Below are 24,539 nucleotides of genomic sequence, written 5' to 3'. Positions count from 1 at the left end.
CTCTCGTATTATAATCAATTTTGGCTATTTTGTGAATGAAAACGCTTAAAATTATTAAAAAATAACTTTTCAATTAAATTATCCTAATAAAAGAATGGATGAAACTCGTTACTTTTCAAATGAACAAGAAAGATATTATATCTTACTGGATACCTATAGGAGTCATTCTGCTAATCCTTTTTATAGCGTACCCATTAACGTTATCTATTTTGTGTGGATACTTGCTTTTTCCAACATCTAATTTCTTTCATAAAAAACTTAAACTTCCAATTTTCATGAGTGTATTGTTAACAGAGATAATAATATTAAGTAGTTTTCTGTTGTTTGTATTCTTTATTTTCCAATCTTTAGTTACACTAATCCCGCTAATTCATGAACATCTTTTATACTTACCATTCGATGATTTACAAAATCATCCAATTTTTCTTATGTTTGAAGATAAGCTTCAAGAGTTGCTAGACACTATTTTAAATAATTTATTGATTAATCTAACGCATCTACCAACTTATATTTTCGAAATACTTCTCTTTAGCATCGGGCTTTTTTTTTCTTTATATGAGTCCACGAAGGACAGACTTTGGTTTCTAATCTATTTTCCAATAAAAACGAGAGATTTTTTTCATAAAACAGTGATTAAGTCTTCGGAAGTCGTTAATAGCTTTTTAGGTGTGGAAGTGAAGCTTTTACTTCTAACTTTTGTGCTACTTGCCACTGGCTTCAGTGTACTTGGCTTACATAACCCTATAAAAAATGCTTTTTTAATATCTTTAGTCGATAGCATACCATTTCTAGGGACAGGTATTATTTTAATACCTATGGCTATTTACTTCTTTTTACTGGATGCTAAACTGTTTGGCAGTATAATTTTATTGCTTTATATTTTTGTTCAGCTGACTAGACATATCGTAGATAATTTCCTTTGGTCGGCCTCCATGCAAATAAAAGCAGTTCATGTTTTTTTCTTAAGTGCAGCGGCAATATTAATTTTCGGCTTTATTGGCATCCTGTTTAGTCCCTTTATTTATTTAATCGCAAACAAATGGGGAGGTTCTATGAAGACTTCATCACGATAATTTGATTTTTTTTCATTTTCTTACGAATCCATCTATAAAAAAGAGGCTTAAATAATTTTCTTGTTGGTGAGAACAGCAGCAAAAAACCAAGGATATCTGATATAAACCCTGGAAGTACAACTAATATTGCTCCTAAAAAAATGCTGATTCCATTTATAGCTGATTCGCCTGGTGCTTGATAGTTTTTAACACTATCAGAAACCTCCCTGAATGCTTTCATACCTTGTCTTTTGGCTACAAAACCACCAATAACTCCAGTGGCAATGATCAATAGTAAGGTGTTAAATGCTCCAATGGACTTCCCAGCTAAAAGTAATATATATAACTCAATTGCAGGAACTACCACAAATAAGCCTATAATCCATTTCATACAGTCACCTTCCTCTCTATACTAATTATAAAACAAGTGCCCCACTTTATGTGAGGCACTTGCTTAGGTTTTAAATAATACTTGCTTGACCGTTATAAATAACTCCACTTTCAGCATCAAGCGTTAGTTCTTGACCATTTTCAATAAGTTTAGTCGCGTCGGCAACACCAACAACTACAGGGATTCCAAAGCTTAAGCCAACCACAGCAGCATGGCTAGTTAAGCCGCCCTCTTCTGTGATTAATCCTCTACAATTTTCGATAGCAGGAACCATATCCTTATCAGAACCTATCGTTACGATAATACTTTCGCTCGTATCTTGGCCTTCTAGTTCTTTTGCATTTTGAACAACAATTGCTTTACCAAAGGCAGTTTTCTTACCAATACCTTGACCTTTAGCGACCATATCACCAATAACATGAACTTTCATTAAATTAGTAGTTCCAGCTTGTCCTACTGGAACACCAGCAGTGATAACAACTAGGTCACCATGAGTTACATAATGTTGCAGAATACTTTCTTCCACAGCAATCTCTAACACTTCATCTGTTGAGAAAGCTTTTTTACCAACAATAGGATAAACTCCCCATACTAGTGTAAGCATTCTAGAAGGTTTCACTGTTGAAGTTACAGCTATAATAGGAACCCCTGGTCTAAATTTAGAGATCATTTTAGCAGTATGCCCACTTTCTGTAGGAGCTATAACTGCCTTCACCTTTAAATTGATAGCAGTATGAGCAACTGCTTGGCCTATGGCATCCGTTAGGTTTACATCGCGAGCCTTACTCAACTTAGTAACATTCGCTCTATAATCTACTGCATTTTCTGTATGTCTTGCAATTTTGTCCATTGTTTGAACCGCCTCTAGTGGGTAAAGGCCTGCTGCAGTCTCACCAGAAAGCATGATGGCATCTGTTCCATCTAAAATCGCATTTGCTACGTCACTTGCTTCTGCACGAGTTGGTCTCGGGTTTCTTTGCATAGAGTCCAACATTTGAGTCGCCGTAATAACTGGTTTTCCTGCTTCATTACATTTTTGGATAAGAGATTTTTGAACTAAAGGAACTTCCTCAGCAGGAATTTCTACTCCAAGGTCTCCCCTTGCAACCATTAACCCATCAGATACTTCAATAATCTCATCAATATTATCTACGCCTTCTTGGTTTTCAATTTTAGGGATGATTTGAATGTGAGATCCATTGTTATTCTCTAATAATTCTCTGATTTCCAGTACATCTTTTGCTCTTCTAACAAAAGAAGCGGCGATGAAATCTACATCCTGCTCGATACCAAAAAGAATATCTTTTGCGTCTTTTTCTGTAATACCTGGTAATTGGACAGAGACACCTGGTACATTCACACCTTTATTGTTTTTCAATGTTCCAGCATTTTGAACATACGTATGAATGATTCCATTTTCCGAATCAATTCCCTGAACAACTAGCTCGATTAGCCCATCATCCAATAATATAATAGAGCCTTCCTGTACATCTTCTATTAACTTTTCGTAGGAAATAGAAAAACGCTCTGTGTTACCTAACACTTCCGTCATAGATATATCAATAGACTGACCAGTGACTAATTCGATGGCGTCACCTTCCATCTTATGAGTTCTAATTTCTGGACCTTTTGTATCCAATAATATCCCAACTATTTTGCCTAGCTTTTTAGATACTTTTTTGATGCGTTCGATTCTTCCGGCATGTTCTTCATGACTACCATGAGAAAAGTTTAAACGGGCAACGTTCATTCCTGCCTCAATTAATTTTTCTAAAGTTTCCTCTGATTCACTTGCGGGACCGATAGTACACACTATTTTAGTTTTTCTCATAATCTTATCCTTCCTATTGCTGAAATTATGTAGTCTGTTTAGATAGATAACTCTTTAGATAATTGATACATCTTTTGATCAAATACCTCTGTCTTTTCAAATGCTTCCGTCATATCATAGTCTACCACTTGATGATTTTGGATTCCAATTGCACGTCCTCCATGACCTGCCATTAAAACCTCAACGGCCTTCGCTCCAAATAAACTCGCAAGGACACGGTCTCTTCCCGTAGGAGAACCTCCACGTTGAATATGACCGAGAACAGAAACTCTCGTCTCAATATTAGCATGTTCCTTAAGTTTTAGAGCAAAATCTTGTCCACTCATGACTCCTTCTGCTACTACGATAATACTGTGTTTTTTCCCACGTGCAGTTCCGCTTTCTAAACGTTCCACTACTTCTTCTATTTTCATCTCTACTTCGGGCACAATTATAGTTTCTGCACCGCCCGCAAGCCCTGCCCATAAAGCTAAATCACCAGCATCTCTTCCCATAACTTCAATGATAAAAGTACGATCGTGAGAAGTTGCGGTATCTCGAATTTTATCTATACATTCAATGACTGTGTTAAGGGCAGTATCAAAACCTAATGTATAATCTGTGCCAGGAATATCATTATCAATTGTCCCTGGAATTCCGACACATGGGAAACCGTTCTTAGTCAAGGTCATCGAACCTCTATATGAGCCATCTCCTCCAATAATAACAAGGCCATCGATATTATTTGCCTTTAGCTGTTCAATAGCTTTTTTTTGTCCTTCCTCTGTACGAAATTCTGGACACCTAGCAGAATACAGTTTTGTTCCTCCACGTTGGATAATATCACCTACGGAGCCTAAATCAAGCTTTTCCATCTTCCCCTCGATCAATCCTTGGTATCCATGTAAAATACCAACAACTTCTACCCCTTCATAAATAGCTTTTCTTACTACCGCACGAATAGCAGCATTCATGCCCGGAGCATCTCCACCACTTGTCAATACACCTATACGCTTCACATTAATCCCTCCAACCTAGCTATATTTACTATAAGCTTAACACGAAATGCTTTCAAAAAAAATGCGTCTAGTTAGACGCATTTTCTTTATACTTACCAATTTGTTTAAATTTATTGTACCTTGCATCCACTAATTCAGTTGGAGATAGCTTCGAAAGTTCTCGAAGAGATTGAATAATAGCTTCCTTCATGTACTGAGCTTGTGTCTCTAAATCCTTGTGAGCACCACCATGTATTTCTTTTATGATTGTGTCAATGATGTTCATTTGTTTTAAATCCGGGGCAGTAATTTTCATAGCCTCTGCAGCCTGCTTGGAAAGTGAAGAATCTTTCCAAAGAATTGATGCTGCTCCCTCAGGAGATATAACTGAATACGTAGAGTTTTCAAGCATATGGATATGATTCGCAACGCCTAAAGCCAATGCTCCGCCGCTACCACCTTCACCAATAACGATGCTAATAACCGGCACTTTTAAACCAGCCATTTCTACTAAGTTTCTTGCAATGGCTTCACTTTGACCTCTTTCTTCTGCCGCCTTGCCTGGATAGGCACCTTTTGTATCAATAAGGCAAATGATAGGTCGATTAAATTTTTCCGCTTGCTTCATTAAACGTAAAGCTTTTCGATATCCTTCCGGATGGGGCATTCCAAAATTTCTTTTAATATTTTCTTTCGTATCATGGCCACGTTGGTGTCCAATAACTGTGATGGGATTCCCATTTAATAACGCAATGCCACCAATAATGGCCGCATCATCACCGTATGAGCGATCACCATGCAGCTCGATGAAATCCGTAAATATTTGCTGAATATAATCACTTGTAGTAGGTCGGCTTGGGTGACGAGCAACCTGTACTCTGTCCCAAGGCTCCATGTTCTCATAAATCTCTATTTCCAGCTTTCTAAGACGTTCTTCAAGATTTTCTATCTCAGTAGACATATCTACCTCTGCAGTCGCAGTATAATCTTTAATCTCTTCGATTTTACTTTTTAACTGAACAATTGGCTCCTCAAACGGAAGTACCTTTACCATGTGATAACCTCCTTCTGCACGTGTAGATTAACTAAATTCGCTACTGTATCTCTCATTTGCTTTCGATGGACTACTGCATCAAGCTGACCATGATCCATTAAAAATTCGGCAGTTTGGAAATCTTCCGGAAGCTTTTCTCTAACTGTTTGTTCAATTACTCTTCTTCCAGCAAAGCCTATCAAAGCTTTTGGTTCAGCCAAGTTTATATCTCCTACTGAAGCAAAGCTCGCTGAAACCCCCCGGTAGTTGGATGAGTTAAGATAGATATATATAATAATCCATGATCACTATGTCTACGCAAAGCGACAGACGTCTTCGCCATTTGCATTAAGGATAGTACACCTTCCTGCATTCTTGCTCCACCGCTTGCTGTGTAAATAATGAAAGGAACTTTTAGCTCTGTAGCTTTTTCAACAGCTCTTGTAATCTTTTCTCCTACCACTGACCCCATAGAGCCCATTCTAAAGTGAGAGTCCATCACAGCAACAACTATCGTTTGTCCTTGTAGCTTTCCGACACCGGTTAAGACAGCCTCGTTTAGTCCCGTCTTATTGGAATCTGATTTTACCTTTTCTGTGTAGCCTGGAAAATTTAAAGGGTTAACCGTTTCTAGATGGTCATCCATTGATACAAATGTGTCTTCATCTAGAAAAATTTCAATTCGTTCTTGAGCTGTCATTTTCATATGATGATCACAGGAAGGACAAACTTTTAGATTTTTCATCAAGTCCTTTGTAAACACATTCTTTCTACACTCAGGACATTTAACCATTATTCCTTCTGGAACATCATTTTTTGCCTTCTCCGATGGTATCGTGGCATATTTTCTTTTCTGATTCTTTCTAAATATATCTCGAATGCTCATTTAAACATCTCCCCTGTTTAGTAACAATAGCCAATCCTCAAAAAGAGAAATTCCTTTTTGCTCATCTCCTAGCTTTATACATTCTAGCAGTAGAGTCCATATTCCTTTCTCTTCTAAAGTCATGTAGCTACGATAAGGCTCTCCACCGTATTGTTTCAATAAAAACCATATTTTTAAGCCAAGGCGATTATTCGAAATGATTAAAATTTCTCTAATAATATCTTCCCTAAGCACTTCTTCCTTTAGTAACTTTTCGATAAATGCATCCCAAATTAATAGCTTATGAAGTTTATCCGAATGGCAGACCTGTCTGATAGCATCTTTTTCGAGCGATGCTCTAGTTGTGTGTACATCTTCCTTTGATTTGGATTCTGGCAAGATGAAAGTGGATAACAACTCAACTAATTGATGCTTTCGATAATCTGAAAGAAAGGTCCCTTCGCCTCTTCTCGTTTCTATTAAACCAAGTAGCTCTAGGCTTCTTAATGCTTCTCTTACTGAAGACCTACCAACTTGAAGCCTTTCTGCTAATTCTCGTTCAGATGGCAATTTACCACCTACAGGAATTTTTTCATCGTGGATTAACTGCCTCAACTGTTTTACAATTTCTGAAAACATTTTTCTAGAGTTATTATTTGAATTCATCCACCATCACTCTTCCATTAATTACAAAGTGGTCTGACCACTTATAAATAATAGGATACATAAATTTTTCTTAAACGTAAAGGAAAAATTGCATATGTAACAATGTACTGTCTATTTTTTATAAGAAAGTCATTTCTTCTGGAATTTTCTGAATTAGAAGCTATTCCAACTTTTTTTATAAATTTTGCTTAATTTGTGACGTATAAGTATTCAAGTTTTTAAGCCATATCCTGCTTTGTAATTTTCCACATAAGTTTAGTAGCGTAACATTAAAAAATAATCATAAATGCTAGCTAATGATTCCCTTAAATAGAAAAGACAAAGATAATCGAGAGATTGTACTCTCATTATCTTTGTCGATAGTTTGTAATAATGCATACAGACTGTTGGTTCGTTTAGTAGAGTGTAATATTTTTAGCGATAACCTGAATTCTATTATTTCTGCTCTCTTTCTTGCCCTCCACTAAAATGATGGCTTGTTCTTTTAATATTGCATTAAACTTAGCGTATTCCTCCGGAAAAAGAGTTACTGAAATGTTTCCAGTGTCATCCTGAATTGTGACAAAGGCCATTGCCTCTCCTTTTTTAGTCCGAATTCTTCTAATTTCTTGTATCATTCCAATAGCATGTACAAATGAGTCCTTAGAGGATTGCATTATATCCCATATATGCTGCACCTTGTCGTTTGTTTTTTTCTTGGAGACCGTAGGATGCTCTGAGAAATATTGGCCAAGTACTTCCTTCTCAAACTGAAGCTTTAGCATTACTGGTAATGGATCCGTTTTAATATATTTAGATTTGCCAAAAGGTGATGAGTCTCCTTCAAATAAATCTGTTTCCTCAGTAGGACTGACAAGCTCTGCATATTTTACTGCGGCATCAATAGTAGCCAATAATGTGGAACGCTCTACTCCGAAATCATCCAATGCTCCAGCCTTCACAAGTGGCTCTATATTTTTACGTGTAAAAAAAACGGCTGATAAATCAGTAGCTAAGTCAAAAATATCTTCCCACTTAGCAGATCTTCTTTGTCTTTGCTGTAGTAGCTTTTGGGTGAAAGGATAAGATATTCCCTTTACTGCCTGTAAGCCAAAACGAATACCATTTTGCTCCACCGTAAAGGTTGATTGACTTTTAAAAATTGATGGTGGTAATACCGAAATTTGCTTTTGCTTCATTTCTAGAACTAACTGATTGATCTTATCCTGATTGCCTATAGCAGTACTTAATAAAGCACCATAAAATTCTAAAGGGTAGTGGGCCTTTAAATAGGCCATTTGATAAGAGATTACACTATAAGCAACTGCGTGACTTTTAGGAAAGCCATAATCTGCAAAACGGACGATTAAATCATAAACAGAGGTGGCAGCCTGCTCTTGATGTCCAAGCTGTTTTGCCTTATGAACAAAGTGGCTGCGCTCCTTTTCCAATACTTCACGATTTTTTTTACTAACTGCCCTACGAAGCAAATCAGCTTCACCGAATGTAAAACCTGCCATTTGAGAGGCAATCTGCATAATTTGCTCTTGATAAACAATAATACCATATGTTTCTTTCAGTATTGGCTCTAAAACAGGGTGCTCATAAGTGACTGGCACATGCCCAAGCTTACGCTTAGCATACAGAGGAATACTTTCCATTGGGCCTGGACGGTATAAGGCATTCACTGCCACAATATCCTCAAATCTAGTTGGTTTAATTTGCTTTAGTGCACTCCTCATACCACTCGATTCCAATTGGAACACTCCTGTTGTATCTCCTTTTTGCAATAAGCGAAACGTTTGCTCATCATTGAACGGTATTTCCTTCAAAGAAAAGCTCTGTTTTTTATAATGAATGGAATTTAGTATTCGCTCCATAATGGTCAAATTTCTTAAACCTAAAAAGTCCATTTTTAACAGACCCTTTTCCTCTACTTCCTTCATTGGCCATTGAGTAAGGTAGATATCCTCATGCCCTTTTTGTATAGGAACAATGTCCACAAGAGGAACTGGTGACAACACAACTCCAGCTGCATGGGTGGAAGCGTTTCTAGGTAATCCTTCTAATTTCAATGCAACATCAAACCATTTTTTTCGTATATCTTCTGTTTGGATGAACTCACGTAATTTTGATGATTGATCATAAGCCTCTTTTAAGGTGATTCCTAGCTTTGAAGGGATAAACGAGGAGATTGCCTCTAATGTACTGGATTCAAAGCCAAACACTCTCGCTACTTCACGAGCAGCTGCTTTGGCGGATAACGTACCAAATGTAATAATTTGAGAAACATAGTTTTGACCATACTTTTCTGCTACATAGCGTACAACGTCCATTCTTTTCGAGTCAGCAAAGTCAATGTCAATATCAGGCATAGTAATACGTTCTGGGTTTAAAAAGCGTTCAAACAGAAGTCCATATGGAAGAGGATCTACATCCGTAATATACAATGTGTAAGCTACAAGAGAGCTGGCGGAGGAGCCCCTTCCCGGTCCGGTTAGAATATTTGACTGCCTTGCAAATTTCATAAAATCTTGAACGATTAAAAAATAATCCTCATATTGCATTTGACTAATGACGTCTAACTCATAGTGTAGTCTTACTGTATAGTCATGGGTGTAATGAGGAATACGAGCCTTCAGTCCCTCCTCACATTGGAGAGTTAAGTAATCCTTAGCTGTAATCTCGGCCGGCAATGGATACTTCGGCATTATATGCTTCTTTTTATCAAAAACAACCATACATCGTTCTAGCATTAATTTTGTGTTCGATAGCCATTCAGGCACGTCTGTAAACCATTCCTGCCACTCCTCATGGGAAAGCAAATGTGAATCAGGCTGAGGTTTTTTTCTTTGAAAATCAGACATTTTTACGGACTGATCCATAGCATTTAAAACTTCAAATGCAAAGGCATCATCCTTCTCAACATAGCGACATTCATGATAAGCAGTAAGCTTAATATTTTCCTCTCCACAGGTTTTTCTAATCGCTTTCTCTTCCTCTGTTTCAATGCCGCTTGGTCGTTCTACGCCAACAAACAAATAGGTTGGAGTAAATATAGATTTCAGTTCCTCAAGAGAATCCTTGGAAAATAACAAATCTGCTTTATAAACTGCTATGATTCCTTCTTTATAGGCATGAAGCCACTTTTTTGGAAGTAAATCTAGCTCTCTTGTTTCCATACCACTTGAAATTTTCAAGATATTCTCATACCCTTTGTTATTTTCCGCATATAGAACTATTGATACCGGACTGTAGTCTAACTGGACTTTTAAAGTTAGTCCGATCACGGGTTGGATTTGATTTTTTATGAGCGTATGCCAAAAAGGCAACACACCATACAACTTACTGTTTGTAATGGCTGCTACCTTTGTATTATTCTTTTTCAGCTTTTCAACGAGCTGCTCCAATTGAATTGTACTTTTCAGCATATCCGCTGATGTTACAATTTGGGGATATACTGTTTGCATTCAAACCACCTCAATTTACAGCTTTTTTTAAATCTTCTATTACCCGATCTGCTTCTTCCCATGAATAAGCTGTTGCACCCGCGGCTAAAGGATGTCCTCCACCACCATACTTCTTCGCTACTTCATTGATAATCGGTCCCTTGGAACGTAATCGTACCCGAATTTCCTTCTCGTCCTCGATGAAAAATACCCAGCATTTCATACCTTTCACGTCTGACAAGGCACTTACCAATAAGGAAGCCTCAGATTCTGCTACTTGATATTTATTCAGCAACTCTTTTGTAAGTTTCATATGCCCTACACCATTTTCCATTTCGAAATTGGCATAGATATAACCTTTTAGCTGAAGCATGTTACTCTCTACCTCATACATTTCATTGAACAAAGTAGTTCGGTCAAACCCATAAGACAGAAGCTTACCAGCATAAAACATTGTTTGCTCGGTAGTGCTCTGGAACATAAATCGACCAGTATCGCCTACAATACCTGCGTATAACAATCGAGCAATAGAAGCATCTAACTCCCAACCCTTATATTCCTTCGCTTCTTCATAAAGCTCACAAATCATTTCACTTACAGAACTAGCCTCTGTGTTTACCCACAATAGGTCTCCATAAGCATCCTCGTTAGGGTGATGGTCTATCTTGATTAAAAAACTACCTAGTTTATAACGACTATCATCGATTCTCTCTGTATTTGCCGTATCGGTCACAATAACTAGTGCATCCTTAAAATCCTCGTCTGAAACAGAATCTGGTTTTGCTAGAAAATCTAAAGTACTTTCATGAGTACCCGTTGCCCAAACTTTTTTGTCTGGATAATTTAATGCGATAAGTTCCTTTAAACCAATTTGAGAGCCATATGCATCCGGATCGGGTCTAACATGACGATGTATAATAATTTTGTCATAGCTTTCGATTGTGTCGATGATTTGTCTTTTCATTATTTTTCCTCCGTAGAGACGTAACTACTATTCGCCTTTTTTTAAATTTACCTATACAATAAAAGTAGCATTACTTTTATTGGAGGTACATTATGTTTATAAACGGTATATTAGTGTTAGGTATAATAGTCTCTTTTGTATGGTATTTTTATTTTAAAACAAAACAGCTTCGCGCAACACTTCCGATTCGCAAAAAATGGTATACTGCGAAAGCTTCCGTTTGTCTTGGAGCTTTTATTTTATTTTTTGGTATCAACTTTTTAGTGATTTATCAATCAGCCATCACTTATGTGGTTTCGATACTATTTATATTAATCGGCGGTTATTTTATGTACCATAATTATAAAGCAGCCAAACACTATGGTCAGTTTGTCCAAGAAGAACTTAATTTAAATCAATGATGCGGCATTGAGCCGCATCATTTTTTTGTCCTTTTACTAACAAAAACTAGTTAGCAAATGCTATCTCTCTAGTAATTGATAAGTGACCATTGCCTTCCCTACTAACTGCTTGTCATTGAAAACTTCGATATCCATTTTTGCTACTTTCCTGCTCATTTCTAATAGCCTTGCTTGTATACGAAGTATACTTTCTAATTGTATTGGTTTTGTAAAATAGATTGTCATATTTTCTACTACGGATTCTCCACGTTTTCGAATTTTCAACGTTTGAGCTCCTGTCTCCGTTAAAAGAATAGTAAAGGCTCCATAAGACATCGCTCCATAATGATCGGTCATTTGTGGAGTAACAACAAATTCAAATATAAATTCTTCTGATGAAACTACTTTAATCTGTTGTTTTACTATATCGTCAATCGTTTCACCGTTTTGAGGTTGTCTAGAAGCTGCTTGTAATGCCTTTAAAACATCCTGTCTACTAATGACACCTACTAAGTAATTGCTATCCTTAACTACCGGCAGCAGATCAATGCCCTCCCATATCATCCGATGACTAGCAGAGGCTACACTTGTTTTCATAGTTATCGAAATAGGATTCTTCGTCATTACCTTTTCAATTATCTCATTGCTATTTTTCCCTATGACATCTCTAGCCGTAACAATTCCGACAAGCTTATTAGCTCTATCTACTACCGGGAATCCGCCATGAGTTGTTATATTATTTAAGTCTCGGTATTGCTTCACCTGGTCGGTTGCATATAAATAATAGGTATCTTCTAAAGGAACATATATATCCTCTATAAGCAGAACATCTTTTTTTATCAACTGGTCGTCAATAGCACGATTTATCATAGTTGCTACTGTAAAGGTATCATAGCTAGTAGAAATCACCGGTAGCTCTAGTTCATCAGCCAACTTTTTTGTGTGGTCTAGAACATCAAAGCCCCCTGTGATTAGTACTGCAGCTCCTGCTTTTAAAGCAGTTTCATGCACCTTCAAACGATTACCAACAATCAATAAATTGCTAGGCTCTACATAACGCATCATATCCTCTAGCTGCATTGCGCCAATTACAAATTTGTTCAACGTTTTATATAATCCTGCTTTTCCACCAAGCACCTGTCCATCGACTATATTCACAACCTCAGCAAAAGTCAGACGTTCAAAATGCTCCTTTTTCTTAAGCTCTATACGAATCGTACCAACTCGTTCAATGGTACTAACTATTCTTCTATTTTCTGCTTCCTTTATCGCTCTATAAGCTGTTCCCTCGCTTACCGATAAATCCTTAGCAATTTGCCTAACCGATATTTTATCACCAACGGGAAGGTTTTCAATGTAAGCTAAAATCTGCTCATGTTTTGTTGTCATGTAGTCACATCCAAACGTTAGTTATACGCTTATTGTAACACATATTAATAATTTTCTAATCCTATGAGAGTGTAACAAATTCTCCAGCTGAAAGTACTTGTACATCTGCTTTTTTAACTAAGCCTTTAAAGTACTCTGGATCCTGTTTAATAGGCGGAAACGTATTATAGTGAATTGGAACTACTATTTTTGGTTGGATTAGCTCCGTCGCATAGGCAGCGTCCTCTGGCCCCATTGTAAAATTGCTACCTATTGGTAGAAAGGCAATATCAATATCGTGTCGCTCTCCTATAAGCTTCATATCACCAAATAAACCCGTATCTCCCGCATGATAGAGAGTAGTTCCCTCAGCACTGAAAATAATTCCAGTAGGCATACCTAAGTAAATTATATTTCCATTCTCCGTGGTCGTAGAAGAGCTATGAAAAGCTTGTGTAAATTTCACTTTACCAAACTCAAATTCACACTCTCCGCCAATACCCATCGGATGTACTTCTACTCCTTTAGATTGTATGTAATTTGCTAGCTCAAAAGGAGCGATGACAATCGCATTGCACTTTTTAGCAATTTCAACAGTATCCCCCACGTGATCATCATGACCGTGTGTTAAAAGAATAGCATCCACCTGTTGTTCTGATGCCTTCAAGTCCGTAATCTCATTACCTGTGATAAAGGGATCGATTAATATAGTGTGAGATTTTGTTTTTATTTTTACTACTGAGTGTCCGTGATAACTAATTTTCATTTTGATATCTCTCCTTCAAATAGTATTAGGTTCACTTATTGTTCATTCAACGTAGATGCGAGAATTCCTTTATTCTGCTATCCTTATCTTATAAACTAAAAAGAGGTGCTACATTTGAAAACTATTGAAAAAATACAATCTTACCTACAAACTAATAACATAGATGCGGCGTTTGTAACTACTCCTGATAACGTCTTCTATTTTACTGGATTTAGAAGCAATCCGCACGAACGTTTACTCGGCGTAATGATTTTTAAAAATGCTGACCCATTCATTATTTGCCCAAAAATGGAGATGCCAGATGCCAAAGCGGCTGGGTGGGCAGGTAAAATTATTGGTCATCAGGATACAGAAAATGCTTGGGACATTTTAGCATCGGCAGTAAAAGACAATGGACAGTCTATTCAAAATCTTGCTATCGAAAAGTCTCATATGACTGTAGAAAGATTAGAAGCAATAACAAAAAGATTTTCATCCCTACAGATTAATCGTTTAGACGAGAAGATTAACGAGCTTCGTGTAATTAAATCTGAAGAAGAATTAATTAATATGCGTAAAGCAGCTGAGTTAGCCGACTACGCTATTGAAGTGGGTTGTAAAGAAATTGCTGAAGGCAAAACAGAATTAGAAATTCTAAATGCGATAGAGCTAGCTGTAAAAGAAAAAGGCGCAGCTCAAATGTCATTTGATACGATGGTATTAAGTGGTCCGAAAACCGCTTCTCCACATGGAACTCCAGGTGATCGTAAAATCCAAAAAGGTGACTTTATCCTATTTGACCTTGGCGTTGTATATAACGGCTACTGTTCTGATATTACACGAACTGTAGCATTCGGTGAGCCATCTCCTGACAAAAGAGAAATCTATGAAACAGTGCTGAAAGCAGAACTAGCAGCTGTCCATGCAGTGAAGCCTGGTGTAACTGCTATGGAGTTAGACAAAACTGCTCGCGATGTAATCACAGACGCTGGTTACGGGGATTACTTTACACATCGTTTAGGTCATGGCTTAGGAATATCTGTTCATGAATTCCCTTCAATTACAGGTGTAAATGAAATGGTATTAGAAGAAGGCATGGTATTTACAATTGAACCAGGAATCTACCACCCAGATATTACAGGCGTTCGAATTGAAGATGATGTAGTCGTAACTTCGGATGGAGTAGAAGTCTTAACTAAATTCCCTAAAGAATTACAAATTCTTTAAACAAAAAAGAGTTTAATCCTCTATTGGATTAGACTCTTTTTTCATATAACCATCGAATAGAAACCATTTACTTTAAAAGTATAGAGAGAGATTTTTGATTTACGCTCCTAAGCGGACGCTTTCCGCGGGGGGAGCGATAAGCCATCACCGTCGCTAACGCGCCGTACATGATGGCTTATTTGTCTCCCTCCTCCCGCAGGAGTCGCCGCTTATCGCTTCAATCACATATAGAGAGAAGCGGTCAGAAAGTATATGAAACGAATAAAAACAGTTTACTGAAATAGCATGAACGAGAGATTTTTGATTTACGCTCCTAAGCGGACGCTTTCCGTGGGGGGAGCGATAAGCCATCACCGTCGCTGACGCGTCGTACGTGATGGCTTATCTGTCTCCCTCCTACCGCAGGAGTCGCCGCTTATCGCTTCAATCAATAATAATTAAATTGTTTCTATCAAAGTTAAAATACTTTACCTAGCATGTATCCTATGAATGCCACAAATAAGCCACCGACATAGGTGGCCGTAAAATAGAAATAGTATAACCTTCTATATTTCTGTAATTTAATTAACTCCACATTTAAAGTAGAAAATGTTGTTAGTGCTCCTAATAGCCCGATGCCAATCATCAAATAATAAATTCCTTCCACATGCAGTCCACATAGTAAGCCAAGCATAAAAGAACCTATTATATTCACGAAAAGTGTACCCAGTGGAATCTTAGTGTGCTTATTTAATTTTTCCGATGTATAGTATCTTATAATTGCTCCAAGGAAACCCGCTCCCCCTACTGCTATTAAAGAAATAAGAGTCATTCGTCCACCTCTTTTTTCCACGCGAGATTAGTCAAAAGAATGCTGCCTATGATACTACTTGCCAAATAGAGCATAGCAAGAAGGATATGAGCTTGTTCTATCAACTGAATAGTTTCCATACTAAAAGCAGAAAAAGTTGTAAAAGAACCAAGGAATCCCGTCCCTAGAGCTAAACGTAATTTCAAGGAGAATCTCTCTGTACGAGACAGAATAAAGGACAGGACAAAACAACCTATCCAATTCACAAGTAAAGTGGAAAAAGGAAAAGTAGATTGAGGAGCTAAATAAATACCGATTATATACCGGCAAATTGCCCCTAATCCCCCAGCAACACCAATATATAAATAGTTCATTTCCTCCACCTCTCTGTCCTAAAAAGTTAGAAATCACCCAGACTCAAAGGAGCTGGGTGATTTGTCATTCTTATTTTAATAGTGATGTAACGTCTGTATAAGGCAGACCTTGTGCTTCTGCAACTGCTGCAAAAGTAACGTGACCATCTAATGTATTAATCCCTTTTTGAAGCGCTAGATTATCTAAGCACGCTTGCTTGTACCCTTTGTTTGCGATTTGCACCGCATAAGGTACAGTTGCATTCGTTAATGCCATAGTAGATGTTCTTGGAACAGCTCCAGGCATATTTGCAACTGCATAATGCACAACGCCATGCTTCTCATAGGTTGGGTTGTCATGAGTTGTTATTCTATCAGAAGTTTCAAAAATTCCACCTTGGTCGATGGCAATATCAATTACAACCGATCCAGGAGTCATAGATTTAATCATATCCTCTGTTACTAGTTTCGGAGCTTTAGCACCTGGTATTAATACGGCGCCTACTACTAAGTCTGCTTCTTTCACAGCCTCTCCAATATTATATGGGTTAGAGATTAGTGTTTGAACATTGCTTCCAAAAATATCTTCTAATTGACGAAGACGATCTACATTTAAATCAATAATTGTAACTTTCGCTCCCATGCCGATTGCTACTCGTGCAGCATTTGTTCCTGCAATACCTCCACCGATAATTGCAACATTGGCACGTGGAACCCCTGGAACTCCACCAAGTAAAATCCCTTTACCTCCATGAATTTGCTCTAAGAATTGCGCACCAATTTGAGTTGCCATACGTCCTGCAACCTCACTCATAGGAGAAAGAAGTGGTAAGGAATTGTTTGGTAATTGAACTGTTTCGTAAGCAATTGCTGTCACTTTCTTTTCTAACAAAACTTTTGTTAAAGCTTCTTCAGGAGCCAGATGTAAATAAGTGAACAAGATTGACTCTTCTTGAATTAAATCAAATTCGTCATGAGTTGGTTCTTTTACTTTCATCACCATTTCTTGGTTCCATGCTTCCTGAGCAGTTTGAACAATGGTTGCTCCTGCAGCTACATAATCTTCATCGGTAAAGCTAGAACCTAATCCTGCTCCTGTTTCGATGAACACTTGATGGTTATGTAGAGTTAAGCTAACAACTCCCGCTGGTGTCATTGCGACACGATTTTCGTGGTTTTTAATTTCCTTTGGAACTCCTATACGCATACCTATATCCCCTTTAACAAGATTAAATAGATTAGTGAAACAAGTATATTTTAGCATTAATAATTCCAAATTGCTCATCAATTTCTTTTTTTAATCCGTCTTTGTTCACAAATTAGACTAAATAACTATTAAAAAATAGCAGGAATAAGAGGATAAGTATAGAAATATAATAGTATAACAAACCCAGGAGGGATTTATAATGACATTAAAATACAATCAAATCTTAGTAGCTGTAGACGGATCGAAGGAAGCTGAATTTGCATTTAAAAAATCTGTTTCTATTGCTGAAAGAAATAACGCAACATTAAATCTTGTTAATATAATTGATACTAGATCTTTTGCTGCAATTGAAGCTTATGACCGTTCTATCGCTGAAAGAGCACAAAATTTTGCAGAGGATTTACTAGATGGTTATAAAAAAGAGGCACTTGCTGCAGGTGTTGAAAATGTAAATATTATCGTTGAATACGGTTCACCAAAGACAATGATTTCCAAAGATCTTGCAAACAAAGTACAAGCAGATTTAATCATTTGTGGAGCAACTGGTCTAAATGCAATGGAGCGATTCTTAATTGGTAGTGTGTCTGAATATATTGTTCGTTCTTCTACTTGTGATGTTCTTGTTGTTCGTACTGATGAAGTGCAAGCTTAATCTATTAATATAATTAAAAGAGACCTCTGGCTTATGCCTTGGTTCTCTTTTTTTATTTTGAAAAGTTATAAAAATGTGGAGGATGAATAAAGCAGGAATAAATAAGAAAGTAGAAGTTGATTTTCGCTTTCCGTGGGGTGAGCGATAAGCCATCACCTACAGTGGAAATCAACAATAGTTTTTTCTTCAATTATTATGCTTTATTCTCCATTATATCAGCAATGATTGCATGTAAGAAAATAATCATTATTAGCTTAGGTTCTCTCGTACTCTTACATCCCAGAAATCCTCATAACATCTTTAGCGATCATGATCTCTTCATTTGTCGGAATTACGATAACTTTTACAGGAGAATGTGGATAGTTGATAAAACCTTCTTTGCCGTGTAGCTTGTTTAGATCTGGGTCCATGTAGATTCCCATGAATTGAAGCCCTGAGAGTACTTTTTCACGGATGACCTCGCTATTTTCGCCAATGCCCGCTGTAAAGATGATTGCGTCTACACCATTCATTCTAGCAGCGTATGATCCGATGTATTTGTGTATTCTGTTGGCAAAGACATCTAGTGCTAATTGGGCACGATCATTACCTTTGGTCGCCTCTGTAACAATGTCTCTTAAATCACTTGAGAAGCCAGATACGCCGAGCATACCGGATTTCTTGTTTAAAATGCCTAAAATACCCTCTGCACTCTTTCCGGTCTTCTCCATTAAGTAAGGTATTAATGCCGGGTCTATGTTTCCAGACCTTGTCCCCATTGTAACTCCAGCTAGTGGGGTAAAGCCCATTGAGGTATCGATGGATTTGCCCTTATGAATGGCTGCAATACTTGCCCCATTACCAAGGTGACATGAAATCAGACGAGTAATCTCTAACGGTCTATTTAACAGTTCCGCTGCTCGATGCGCTACATATTTATGAGAGGTTCCATGGAAGCCGTATTTTCGAATACTGTATTTTTCATAGTAATCATAGGGAATAGAATATAAATAAGAGCTTTCTGGCATAGTTTGATGGAATGCAGTGTCAAAAACTGCAACAGCAGGAATGTCCGGTAATACCTTTTGGAATTCTCTTATACCAGTAACATTAGCAGGATTATGTAAAGGTGCAAATTCTGCTAGTCTTTCGATATTCTGAATAACTTCTTCGTCTATTAAAACAGAATCACTGTACGTTTCTCCACCATGAACTACACGGTGACCAATCCCTTGGATATTCTCTAACGAATCTATCACCTTATGATCAATCAGCATTTTAATAAGCAATTTAACCGCCTGTTCATGGTTTTCTACTTGCTCTATCAGGTGTATTCGCTCATCGTCAAAGTTCATCGTAAATACAGGGTTAACTAATCCAATTCTTTCGATTAATCCTTTTGCTATCACTTTTTCTTCTGGCATTTTGTATAATTGAAATTTTAAAGAAGAACTACCTGCATTCACTGCTAAAATATTTGGCATAAGAAAACGCCCCTTCTTTATACTGATACAATAATTGTACCTTGCATAAAAGGGGCGGGCAAATTTTACCTATTATTTTGTTCTTGCCATATGTCAATTTTTTGAAAGAAAAGTTCCATTGCTTCTCGATTCGTCATACTTGGAACCTTAGCAAGCAATACCTCACGTGGAGCCTGTAAATTTTCACCCTTCTTTTGTAAAATGAGCAGGCTCTTTTCTTGGGCTTTGTTCTTAAAAATAGAGCCTGGTAGTTGAATAACTGCCTGAATCCAACCATTTTCTTTAATAAATTTATGCAGCTGTGCGGCTTGTTTTGATTCAAAAATACTTGCCGGAACTAGGAAGTAAAGGTATCCACCTGGTTTTACATGCTTCATTGCTTGTTCCATGAACAGATGATGTGCATAAGGCATCTCATCCTCAGTGTGCAAGAAATAGTCTTTGGAAGTTTCCACATCTGGATAATAACCCACAGGTAAATCGCTTACTACTATATCAACCGGATCGATCATTAATGGACGTATTGCATCCTGTCTAAATAGCTGGATGTCCTGCTCTAATAACTCTCCTACCTGTGCCGCAAGCTGGATAAGCAACTCGTCAATTTCTACTCCGAAAGCATGGGAGGAATTTGGTAGAACATTCATTAATGTATACAGTAGGTTTCCAGTACCTAGCGCAGGGTCTAAAAAGGATAGCTCCTTTTTATCCTTATTCATTTCTTTTACGAAATAGCTTAAAAGTAATCCAATGGCGTCAGGTGTCATTTGGTGATTTACTTGTGTTGATCTATTCATCCCTTTTAAAATTCCTAGTTGTATTGCTTTGCGAATCTCTTCTTTTTTAGGATTTACAAGATCAGGTTTTTTCTTTTCTTCGAGCCATAGCTCAAGCGCATAGACGATTCCTTCAAGATAAGGAGCGGATTCTTGCTCTTCTATAAAAGTGGCTTCTTGATCGATAAATGAAAAGATTTTTTCTACGTTTGTTTGCATGATGATCCCTCAAATGAAAACCCACTCGAGAAAGAGTGGGTTTACTTATTTTTTATAATTTTTAGACTAATAGTTATTGTGCTGCTTTTACAGCCTCAAGAGCTTTTTCGTAGTCCGGATGGTTCGTTCCTTCACTTACAATCTCCTTGTAAGTCACTACACCATTTTTGTCTACTACGAATACAGACCGTGCAAGTAAGCGTAATTCTTCCATTACTACTCCGAATGCTTTACCAAAGGAAAGATCTCGGTGATCAGATAATGTTTGAATTGCATCAGCTGCATTTGCTCCACACCAACGAGATTGTGCAAAAGGTAAATCTACAGAGATTGTTAAAATAACAACATCATCACCTAGACTTGCTGCACTCTCATTAAATTTGTTAGTTTGTGCAGAACAAACTCCAGTATCAAGGGAAGGTACTACACTAATTAATCGAGTTTTGCCAGCTGAATCCTCAAGAGTTACTGGGGATAAGTCATTAGCTAATACTGTAAAATTCGGAGCTTTTTCTCCAACCTCGACCTCTTTACCACCTAAAGTTACAGGATTATTTTTAAAAGTTACTTGTGTCATAATATGTAGCCTCCTTTTCAATACTTTCATCTTACTAGAATTCGTTCGTCTCTTGCAACTCATTTGCAACGGGAACTTGCTTATACGATACTTTTTCCTTTTTATCGTACGTATTCTCGTGAACAACTAGTGTGTCCGCAATATAATCATGAATCGCTTGTTTTTTTGGTGTAAACGCAGCTACTATATACGGAAGGTTAAATGGAATAATTGAGATTAATCGACCTATCCACTCTCTAAAAATAACATTCCCCCATGTTAACTTTCCTTTATTTTTGGGAATCACTCGAATACCAAAAATCATTTTACCAATTGTCTGAGCAAAGAACTTAGTCATAAGAACGAAGTAAAGATAAAAAATGATAGCCGTTACTATCGAAATTGGTGCATACCAGCTCGGATTGTTAATGTCGATTGAAAATAATCGGAAAATCGGTTTGACCAGCAACATACCAATGGATGATAATACGAGCAGATCCACGGTGTAAGCCCAAAAACGAATCCAAAAACCGGCCGCCTTTTGTACATAACTTTCCGTTTGCTGTACAACTATTCGTTGTTGGGTTGACGATGGGCTTTCTTGCACATTCTCCCCATCGTTTTGTACAAACTCACTCATCTAGAACCCTCCTTATTCATTTCCATATAAGTACATCATTTTTGGTGCTGAATTGTCCGCAATTAGTTTAGCGATTAGTTTAGATTCAATATCTACTCCTAAAAATGATTGTGCTTTCATCGCAAATAACGAAGAGAAGCTAGGTGAATATCCGTACTCGAATACTTCTGCACCCTCTAAATCATAGTCTGCCTGAACTGCGGCAACTGCATCTTCTAAGAAACCAAGCTCATCTGCTAGACCAGCTTCGACTGCCTGTCTTCCATTTAAGATTCTTCCATCTGCTACTTTTTTCACTTCTGCCTCGGTCATGTTACGACCTTGTTCTATAATATCTACAAAATCTTCATAGGAATCATTCAGCATTTCTTGAAGCATATTACGCTCTTCCTCTGTCATGTCTCTTGTAGGACTCATAATATCTTTATAAGGACCAGATTTAATCGTAACAAATTCTACTCCGTATTTTTCAGCTAGGCCACCATAGTTAATACTCTGCATAATAACCCCAATGGATCCTGTCATTGTTTCTTTATTAACAAATATTTTTTCGGCTGGTGCAGATATGTAATATCCTCCTGAGGCTGCCATACTTCCCATTGAAACGTAAAAAGGTTTTCCTGTTTCCTCTTGGATTTCTCTAATTTCCTTGTAGATTTGAGCAGATTCCACAACTCCTCCACCAGGTGAGTTAACTTGAAGAACAACTGCTTTTACTGAGTCATCATATCTCACCTGATCTAATTGCTCTAGGAAAAATTGATGATTATAACCTTCTGTACCAAACAAGCTTGTAGTACCACCAGTGTCTTGAATAGTTCCATCTACTGTTAAAATGGCAACTCGTTCATCTATGCTGCCTGGTTCTAGAACTGTTTCAAAGAATTCTGTATTTGCGGTGGAAGTAACCTCTTCCATTAATGTTGACCAATTTGTTGAAAAGATTGATGAAGCTGTATTGACAACCAAAGATATGGCTAACAAAATAGAAGCTCCGACTATAGCCAACCAACGTTTCGTATTCATATTTCTATTTTCCTCCTTTTTCTATCCCTTTTACATACGTTATAAATGTCTAAATGTTTCACTAAATGATAAAATAAAAGTACATAGACTAAAAGTACAATTTTAAATAATAGATTTCGTACATTAAAGTATTAGCATAAAAAAGGAGCATGCATATGACTTCCAGAAATAATATCTACTTATACACTAAAAATGACACAGACTCACTACGACGAAAAGAATTGTTGCAAAAAGTTATTCATCAGCATGGATTTAAAGCTGTTGATAATTTTGAAGAAGCTTCTATTATTGTTAGCATCGGTTCTGACGCTACTTTTTTACAGGCAGTTAGAAAAACCGGGTTTCGTCAGGACACTCTTTACGCAGGAATCTCTATAACTGATTCTTTAAACATGTATTGCGATTTTTTCGCAGATGACATAGAGAAGATGGCAGATGCTGTACAAAAAGATAAAATTGAAGTTCGCAAATATCCTATTTTAGAGGTCTCTGTAAATAAGAACCCAAAGTTCTTTTGTCTAAATGAATTTACTATTCGTTCCAATGTCATCAAATCTTTTGTTTTAGATATTTTTATTGATCAAAAGCATTTTGAAACCTTTCGAGGAGACGGGATGGTCATTTCTACCCCTACCGGTAGCTCCGCATACAACAAATCATTAAACGGCGCTGTAGTGGATCCGCTCCTTCAATGCATTCAGGTTGCTGAAATTGCATCTATGAATAGCAATGAATATCGAACACTAGGTTCCCCTTTTGTATTAAGCAGTGAAAGAACTCTAGAGCTTCGCTTGCAGCAGGATTGGAACGACTATCCATCCATGAGCACAGACAATGAGGCACTAAGCATTCAGCATGTGGACACTGTTACCCTTTCCTTGAGCGATAGAGTAGTGAAAACCGTTAAGCTAAAAGACAATAGCTATTGGGATAAGGTAAAACGTTCTTTTCTATAAATCACACTTATACTATTAGCATTTTCTTTCTTCTTAATTCTAGAATTTTTGAAAAAGTAAATAATAAAAGCGCAACCCAAATGAAAGAAAAAGAGATGAACTCTATTTTACTAAATTTTTCACCATATACAAAAATACCTATAACTAACATCAGAGTTGGCGCAATGTACTGAATAAATCCTGACATATAAAGAGGCATTGTTTTTGTACCTTTTGCAAATAGGACAAGTGGAACTGCAGTAGCTACACCCGTAAATACTAGAAGTATGGTTGTCGTAAAATCGCTCGAGAAAAATACCGCTTGATCTGCTACAACCATGTAACTAAAGTAAGCTAATGCAACTGGAAGCACAAATAATGTCTCAATAGTCAGCCCTCTTAACGGATCAATGGTGATTCTTTTCTTAATCAGCCCGTAAAATGCAAATGTACTTGCTAATAACATGGCGATCCATGGTATTTCACCATAGGAAATAGTAAGTAAAAGCACACCTGTCGCTGCTATTAGGACGGATAACTTTTGTGCCCAAGAAAGCTTTTCCTTCAAAAAGACAATGCCAAGCAATACGGATAGTAATGGATTGATGTAATATCCGAGACTCGCTTGCACTATATAGCCCTCGTTTACTGCAAATATGTACAAAAACCAATTTCCTGTGACTAAATATGAGGCTAAAACAAGACTCCAAAAAGACTTTTTGTCCTTCCATAAATTTTTTAGGTCTTCTATTAAAACAGAAAACCTTCGACCTAGTAGGACTACTATCAATGTGAAGACGAATGACCATATAACTCGTCCAGATAATATTTCACCACTAGCAACATGGTCCAACAGCTTCCAATAGATTGGCATAAATCCCCACCAAGCATATGCCAGCACAACTACAACAATTCCTTGCTTTTCTTCTGCACTCAAAACAAACACCTTCTTTACATACTTTGGCACACGAAATAATAGCATTATTATAGTTCTT

Annotated in this window: 23 protein-coding genes and 1 pseudogene; 5 read left to right on the top strand and 19 right to left on the bottom strand. The window is 37.2% G+C overall.

Annotated features, from left to right (window positions below):
• Positions 1 to 98: 98 nt before the first annotated feature.
• Complete coding sequence (locus D0S48_RS19825; protein ID WP_151113553.1) at positions 99 to 1,073, top strand: AI-2E family transporter; 975 nt, start codon at positions 99 to 101, stop codon at positions 1,071 to 1,073.
• Here D0S48_RS19825 and D0S48_RS19820 read toward each other — a convergent pair.
• From D0S48_RS19820 to D0S48_RS19785, 8 genes and pseudogenes are all read right to left on the bottom strand, one after another.
• Entirely contained in the window at positions 1,051 to 1,443 is a 393-nt protein-coding gene (locus tag D0S48_RS19820) for an FxsA family protein (RefSeq protein ID WP_144535407.1), read from the bottom strand. The two genes, D0S48_RS19825 and D0S48_RS19820, sit on opposite strands and share 23 nt — an antisense overlap.
• Before the next feature lie 70 nt (positions 1,444 to 1,513).
• Positions 1,514 to 3,274 (bottom strand): pyruvate kinase, encoded by a 1,761-nt coding sequence (gene pyk / locus D0S48_RS19815; RefSeq protein ID WP_151113551.1) that lies wholly within the window; start codon positions 3,272 to 3,274, stop codon positions 1,514 to 1,516.
• Positions 3,275 to 3,312: 38 nt separating this feature from the next.
• Positions 3,313 to 4,272: a 6-phosphofructokinase gene (pfkA, locus tag D0S48_RS19810; protein WP_144535403.1), complete on the bottom strand. Its 960-nt coding sequence runs from the start codon at positions 4,270 to 4,272 to the stop codon at positions 3,313 to 3,315.
• A gap of 67 nt (positions 4,273 to 4,339) precedes the next feature.
• A complete protein-coding gene (accA, locus tag D0S48_RS19805; RefSeq protein WP_144535402.1) occupies positions 4,340 to 5,305 on the bottom strand; it encodes an acetyl-CoA carboxylase carboxyl transferase subunit alpha in 966 nt (321 codons plus the stop codon).
• Positions 5,299 to 6,170, bottom strand: a pseudogene (gene accD, locus D0S48_RS19800) (acetyl-CoA carboxylase, carboxyltransferase subunit beta). Before accD ends, accA begins: the two are co-directional and overlap by 7 nt.
• Positions 6,171 to 6,815, bottom strand: a complete 645-nt coding sequence (locus tag D0S48_RS19795) for a FadR/GntR family transcriptional regulator (protein ID WP_144535398.1) — start codon at positions 6,813 to 6,815, stop codon at positions 6,171 to 6,173.
• Positions 6,816 to 7,210: 395 nt separating this feature from the next.
• Complete coding sequence (gene dnaE, locus D0S48_RS19790) at positions 7,211 to 10,264, bottom strand: DNA polymerase III subunit alpha (RefSeq protein WP_144535396.1); 3,054 nt, start codon at positions 10,262 to 10,264, stop codon at positions 7,211 to 7,213.
• A gap of 10 nt (positions 10,265 to 10,274) precedes the next feature.
• Positions 10,275 to 11,207, bottom strand: a complete 933-nt coding sequence (locus D0S48_RS19785; protein ID WP_144535394.1) for a DHH family phosphoesterase — start codon at positions 11,205 to 11,207, stop codon at positions 10,275 to 10,277.
• A 92-nt stretch (positions 11,208 to 11,299) separates the two neighbouring features.
• Here D0S48_RS19785 and D0S48_RS19780 point away from each other — a divergent pair, with 92 nt between their 5' ends.
• Entirely contained in the window at positions 11,300 to 11,608 is a 309-nt protein-coding gene (locus D0S48_RS19780) for a YtpI family protein (protein WP_144535392.1), read from the top strand.
• A gap of 60 nt (positions 11,609 to 11,668) precedes the next feature.
• Here D0S48_RS19780 and D0S48_RS19775 read toward each other — a convergent pair whose 3' ends face one another.
• Complete coding sequence (locus D0S48_RS19775; RefSeq protein ID WP_144535390.1) at positions 11,669 to 12,976, bottom strand: DRTGG domain-containing protein; 1,308 nt, start codon at positions 12,974 to 12,976, stop codon at positions 11,669 to 11,671.
• Positions 12,977 to 13,037: 61 nt separating this feature from the next.
• Complete coding sequence (locus D0S48_RS19770) at positions 13,038 to 13,721, bottom strand: metal-dependent hydrolase (RefSeq protein WP_144535388.1); 684 nt, start codon at positions 13,719 to 13,721, stop codon at positions 13,038 to 13,040.
• Between the two features lie 114 nt (positions 13,722 to 13,835).
• Here D0S48_RS19770 and D0S48_RS19765 point away from each other — a divergent pair, with 114 nt between their 5' ends.
• The gene (locus D0S48_RS19765; RefSeq protein WP_144535386.1) at positions 13,836 to 14,927 is read left to right on the top strand and encodes a M24 family metallopeptidase; all 1,092 of its coding nucleotides are present in this window, start codon (positions 13,836 to 13,838) and stop codon (positions 14,925 to 14,927) included.
• Positions 14,928 to 15,384: 457 nt separating this feature from the next.
• Here D0S48_RS19765 and D0S48_RS19760 read toward each other — a convergent pair whose 3' ends face one another.
• From D0S48_RS19760 to ald, 3 genes are all read right to left on the bottom strand, one after another.
• Positions 15,385 to 15,738, bottom strand: a complete 354-nt coding sequence (locus tag D0S48_RS19760; protein WP_144535384.1) for a fluoride efflux transporter FluC — start codon at positions 15,736 to 15,738, stop codon at positions 15,385 to 15,387.
• Entirely contained in the window at positions 15,735 to 16,091 is a 357-nt protein-coding gene (gene crcB, locus D0S48_RS19755; RefSeq protein ID WP_144535382.1) for a fluoride efflux transporter CrcB, read from the bottom strand. Before crcB ends, D0S48_RS19760 begins: the two co-directional genes overlap by 4 nt.
• A 70-nt stretch (positions 16,092 to 16,161) precedes the next feature.
• Positions 16,162 to 17,277: an alanine dehydrogenase gene (gene ald, locus D0S48_RS19750; protein WP_144535380.1), complete on the bottom strand. Its 1,116-nt coding sequence runs from the start codon at positions 17,275 to 17,277 to the stop codon at positions 16,162 to 16,164.
• A gap of 199 nt (positions 17,278 to 17,476) precedes the next feature.
• Between ald and D0S48_RS19745 the strand changes: the two genes are divergently transcribed.
• Positions 17,477 to 17,929: a universal stress protein gene (locus D0S48_RS19745; protein ID WP_144535378.1), complete on the top strand. Its 453-nt coding sequence runs from the start codon at positions 17,477 to 17,479 to the stop codon at positions 17,927 to 17,929.
• Between the two features lie 272 nt (positions 17,930 to 18,201).
• Here D0S48_RS19745 and D0S48_RS19740 read toward each other — a convergent pair whose 3' ends face one another.
• From D0S48_RS19740 to sppA, 5 genes are all read right to left on the bottom strand, one after another.
• Complete coding sequence (locus D0S48_RS19740; protein WP_151113549.1) at positions 18,202 to 19,392, bottom strand: acetate kinase; 1,191 nt, start codon at positions 19,390 to 19,392, stop codon at positions 18,202 to 18,204.
• A 65-nt stretch (positions 19,393 to 19,457) separates the two neighbouring features.
• Complete coding sequence (locus tag D0S48_RS19735) at positions 19,458 to 20,387, bottom strand: class I SAM-dependent methyltransferase (protein WP_151113547.1); 930 nt, start codon at positions 20,385 to 20,387, stop codon at positions 19,458 to 19,460.
• Positions 20,388 to 20,460: 73 nt separating this feature from the next.
• A complete protein-coding gene (gene tpx, locus D0S48_RS19730) occupies positions 20,461 to 20,964 on the bottom strand; it encodes a thiol peroxidase (protein WP_144535373.1) in 504 nt (167 codons plus the stop codon).
• Positions 20,965 to 20,998: 34 nt separating this feature from the next.
• Positions 20,999 to 21,583 carry an RDD family protein gene (locus D0S48_RS19725; protein ID WP_151113545.1) on the bottom strand — a complete coding sequence of 195 codons (585 nt, stop codon included), beginning with the start codon at positions 21,581 to 21,583 and terminating at the stop codon, positions 20,999 to 21,001.
• A gap of 12 nt (positions 21,584 to 21,595) precedes the next feature.
• Positions 21,596 to 22,609 (bottom strand): signal peptide peptidase SppA, encoded by a 1,014-nt coding sequence (sppA, locus tag D0S48_RS19720; RefSeq protein WP_144535369.1) that lies wholly within the window; start codon positions 22,607 to 22,609, stop codon positions 21,596 to 21,598.
• Between the two features lie 155 nt (positions 22,610 to 22,764).
• On the opposite strand from sppA, the gene D0S48_RS19715 reads away from it, so the two are divergent.
• Complete coding sequence (locus tag D0S48_RS19715) at positions 22,765 to 23,565, top strand: NAD kinase (RefSeq protein WP_144535367.1); 801 nt, start codon at positions 22,765 to 22,767, stop codon at positions 23,563 to 23,565.
• A 7-nt stretch (positions 23,566 to 23,572) separates the two neighbouring features.
• Here the strand turns inward: D0S48_RS19715 and rarD are convergent, their stop codons facing one another.
• Positions 23,573 to 24,481 (bottom strand): EamA family transporter RarD, encoded by a 909-nt coding sequence (gene rarD / locus D0S48_RS19710; protein WP_225321655.1) that lies wholly within the window; start codon positions 24,479 to 24,481, stop codon positions 23,573 to 23,575.
• Positions 24,482 to 24,539 lie beyond the last annotated feature (58 nt).

The organism is Psychrobacillus sp. AK 1817 (assembly GCF_008807035.1).
GTDB classification, from domain to species: domain Bacteria; phylum Bacillota; class Bacilli; order Bacillales_A; family Planococcaceae; genus Psychrobacillus; species Psychrobacillus faecigallinarum.
This window is presented reverse-complemented; position numbering and strand designations above follow the sequence as displayed.

Bases quoted from the DNA above. Each gene is read 5' to 3' on its own strand.
- D0S48_RS19825 (WP_151113553.1), top strand. From the start codon at position 99: ATGAAACTCGTTACTTTTCAAATGAACAAGAAAGATATTATATCTTAC.
- D0S48_RS19820 (WP_144535407.1), bottom strand. From the start codon at position 1,443: ATGAAATGGATTATAGGCTTATTTGTGGTAGTTCCTGCAATTGAGTTA.
- pyk (WP_151113551.1), bottom strand. From the start codon at position 3,274: ATGAGAAAAACTAAAATAGTGTGTACTATCGGTCCCGCAAGTGAATCA.
- accA (WP_144535402.1), bottom strand. From the start codon at position 5,305: ATGGTAAAGGTACTTCCGTTTGAGGAGCCAATTGTTCAGTTAAAAAGT.
- D0S48_RS19795 (WP_144535398.1), bottom strand. From the start codon at position 6,815: ATGAATTCAAATAATAACTCTAGAAAAATGTTTTCAGAAATTGTAAAA.
- dnaE (WP_144535396.1), bottom strand. From the start codon at position 10,264: ATGCAAACAGTATATCCCCAAATTGTAACATCAGCGGATATGCTGAAA.
- D0S48_RS19785 (WP_144535394.1), bottom strand. From the start codon at position 11,207: ATGAAAAGACAAATCATCGACACAATCGAAAGCTATGACAAAATTATT.
- D0S48_RS19780 (WP_144535392.1), top strand. From the start codon at position 11,300: ATGTTTATAAACGGTATATTAGTGTTAGGTATAATAGTCTCTTTTGTA.
- D0S48_RS19775 (WP_144535390.1), bottom strand. From the start codon at position 12,976: ATGACAACAAAACATGAGCAGATTTTAGCTTACATTGAAAACCTTCCC.
- D0S48_RS19770 (WP_144535388.1), bottom strand. From the start codon at position 13,721: ATGAAAATTAGTTATCACGGACACTCAGTAGTAAAAATAAAAACAAAA.
- D0S48_RS19760 (WP_144535384.1), bottom strand. From the start codon at position 15,738: ATGACTCTTATTTCTTTAATAGCAGTAGGGGGAGCGGGTTTCCTTGGA.
- crcB (WP_144535382.1), bottom strand. From the start codon at position 16,091: ATGAACTATTTATATATTGGTGTTGCTGGGGGATTAGGGGCAATTTGC.
- ald (WP_144535380.1), bottom strand. From the start codon at position 17,277: ATGCGTATAGGAGTTCCAAAGGAAATTAAAAACCACGAAAATCGTGTC.
- D0S48_RS19745 (WP_144535378.1), top strand. From the start codon at position 17,477: ATGACATTAAAATACAATCAAATCTTAGTAGCTGTAGACGGATCGAAG.
- D0S48_RS19740 (WP_151113549.1), bottom strand. From the start codon at position 19,392: ATGCCAAATATTTTAGCAGTGAATGCAGGTAGTTCTTCTTTAAAATTT.
- D0S48_RS19735 (WP_151113547.1), bottom strand. From the start codon at position 20,387: ATGCAAACAAACGTAGAAAAAATCTTTTCATTTATCGATCAAGAAGCC.
- tpx (WP_144535373.1), bottom strand. From the start codon at position 20,964: ATGACACAAGTAACTTTTAAAAATAATCCTGTAACTTTAGGTGGTAAA.
- D0S48_RS19725 (WP_151113545.1), bottom strand. From the start codon at position 21,583: ATGAGTGAGTTTGTACAAAACGATGGGGAGAATGTGCAAGAAAGCCCA.
- sppA (WP_144535369.1), bottom strand. From the start codon at position 22,609: ATGAATACGAAACGTTGGTTGGCTATAGTCGGAGCTTCTATTTTGTTA.
- D0S48_RS19715 (WP_144535367.1), top strand. From the start codon at position 22,765: ATGACTTCCAGAAATAATATCTACTTATACACTAAAAATGACACAGAC.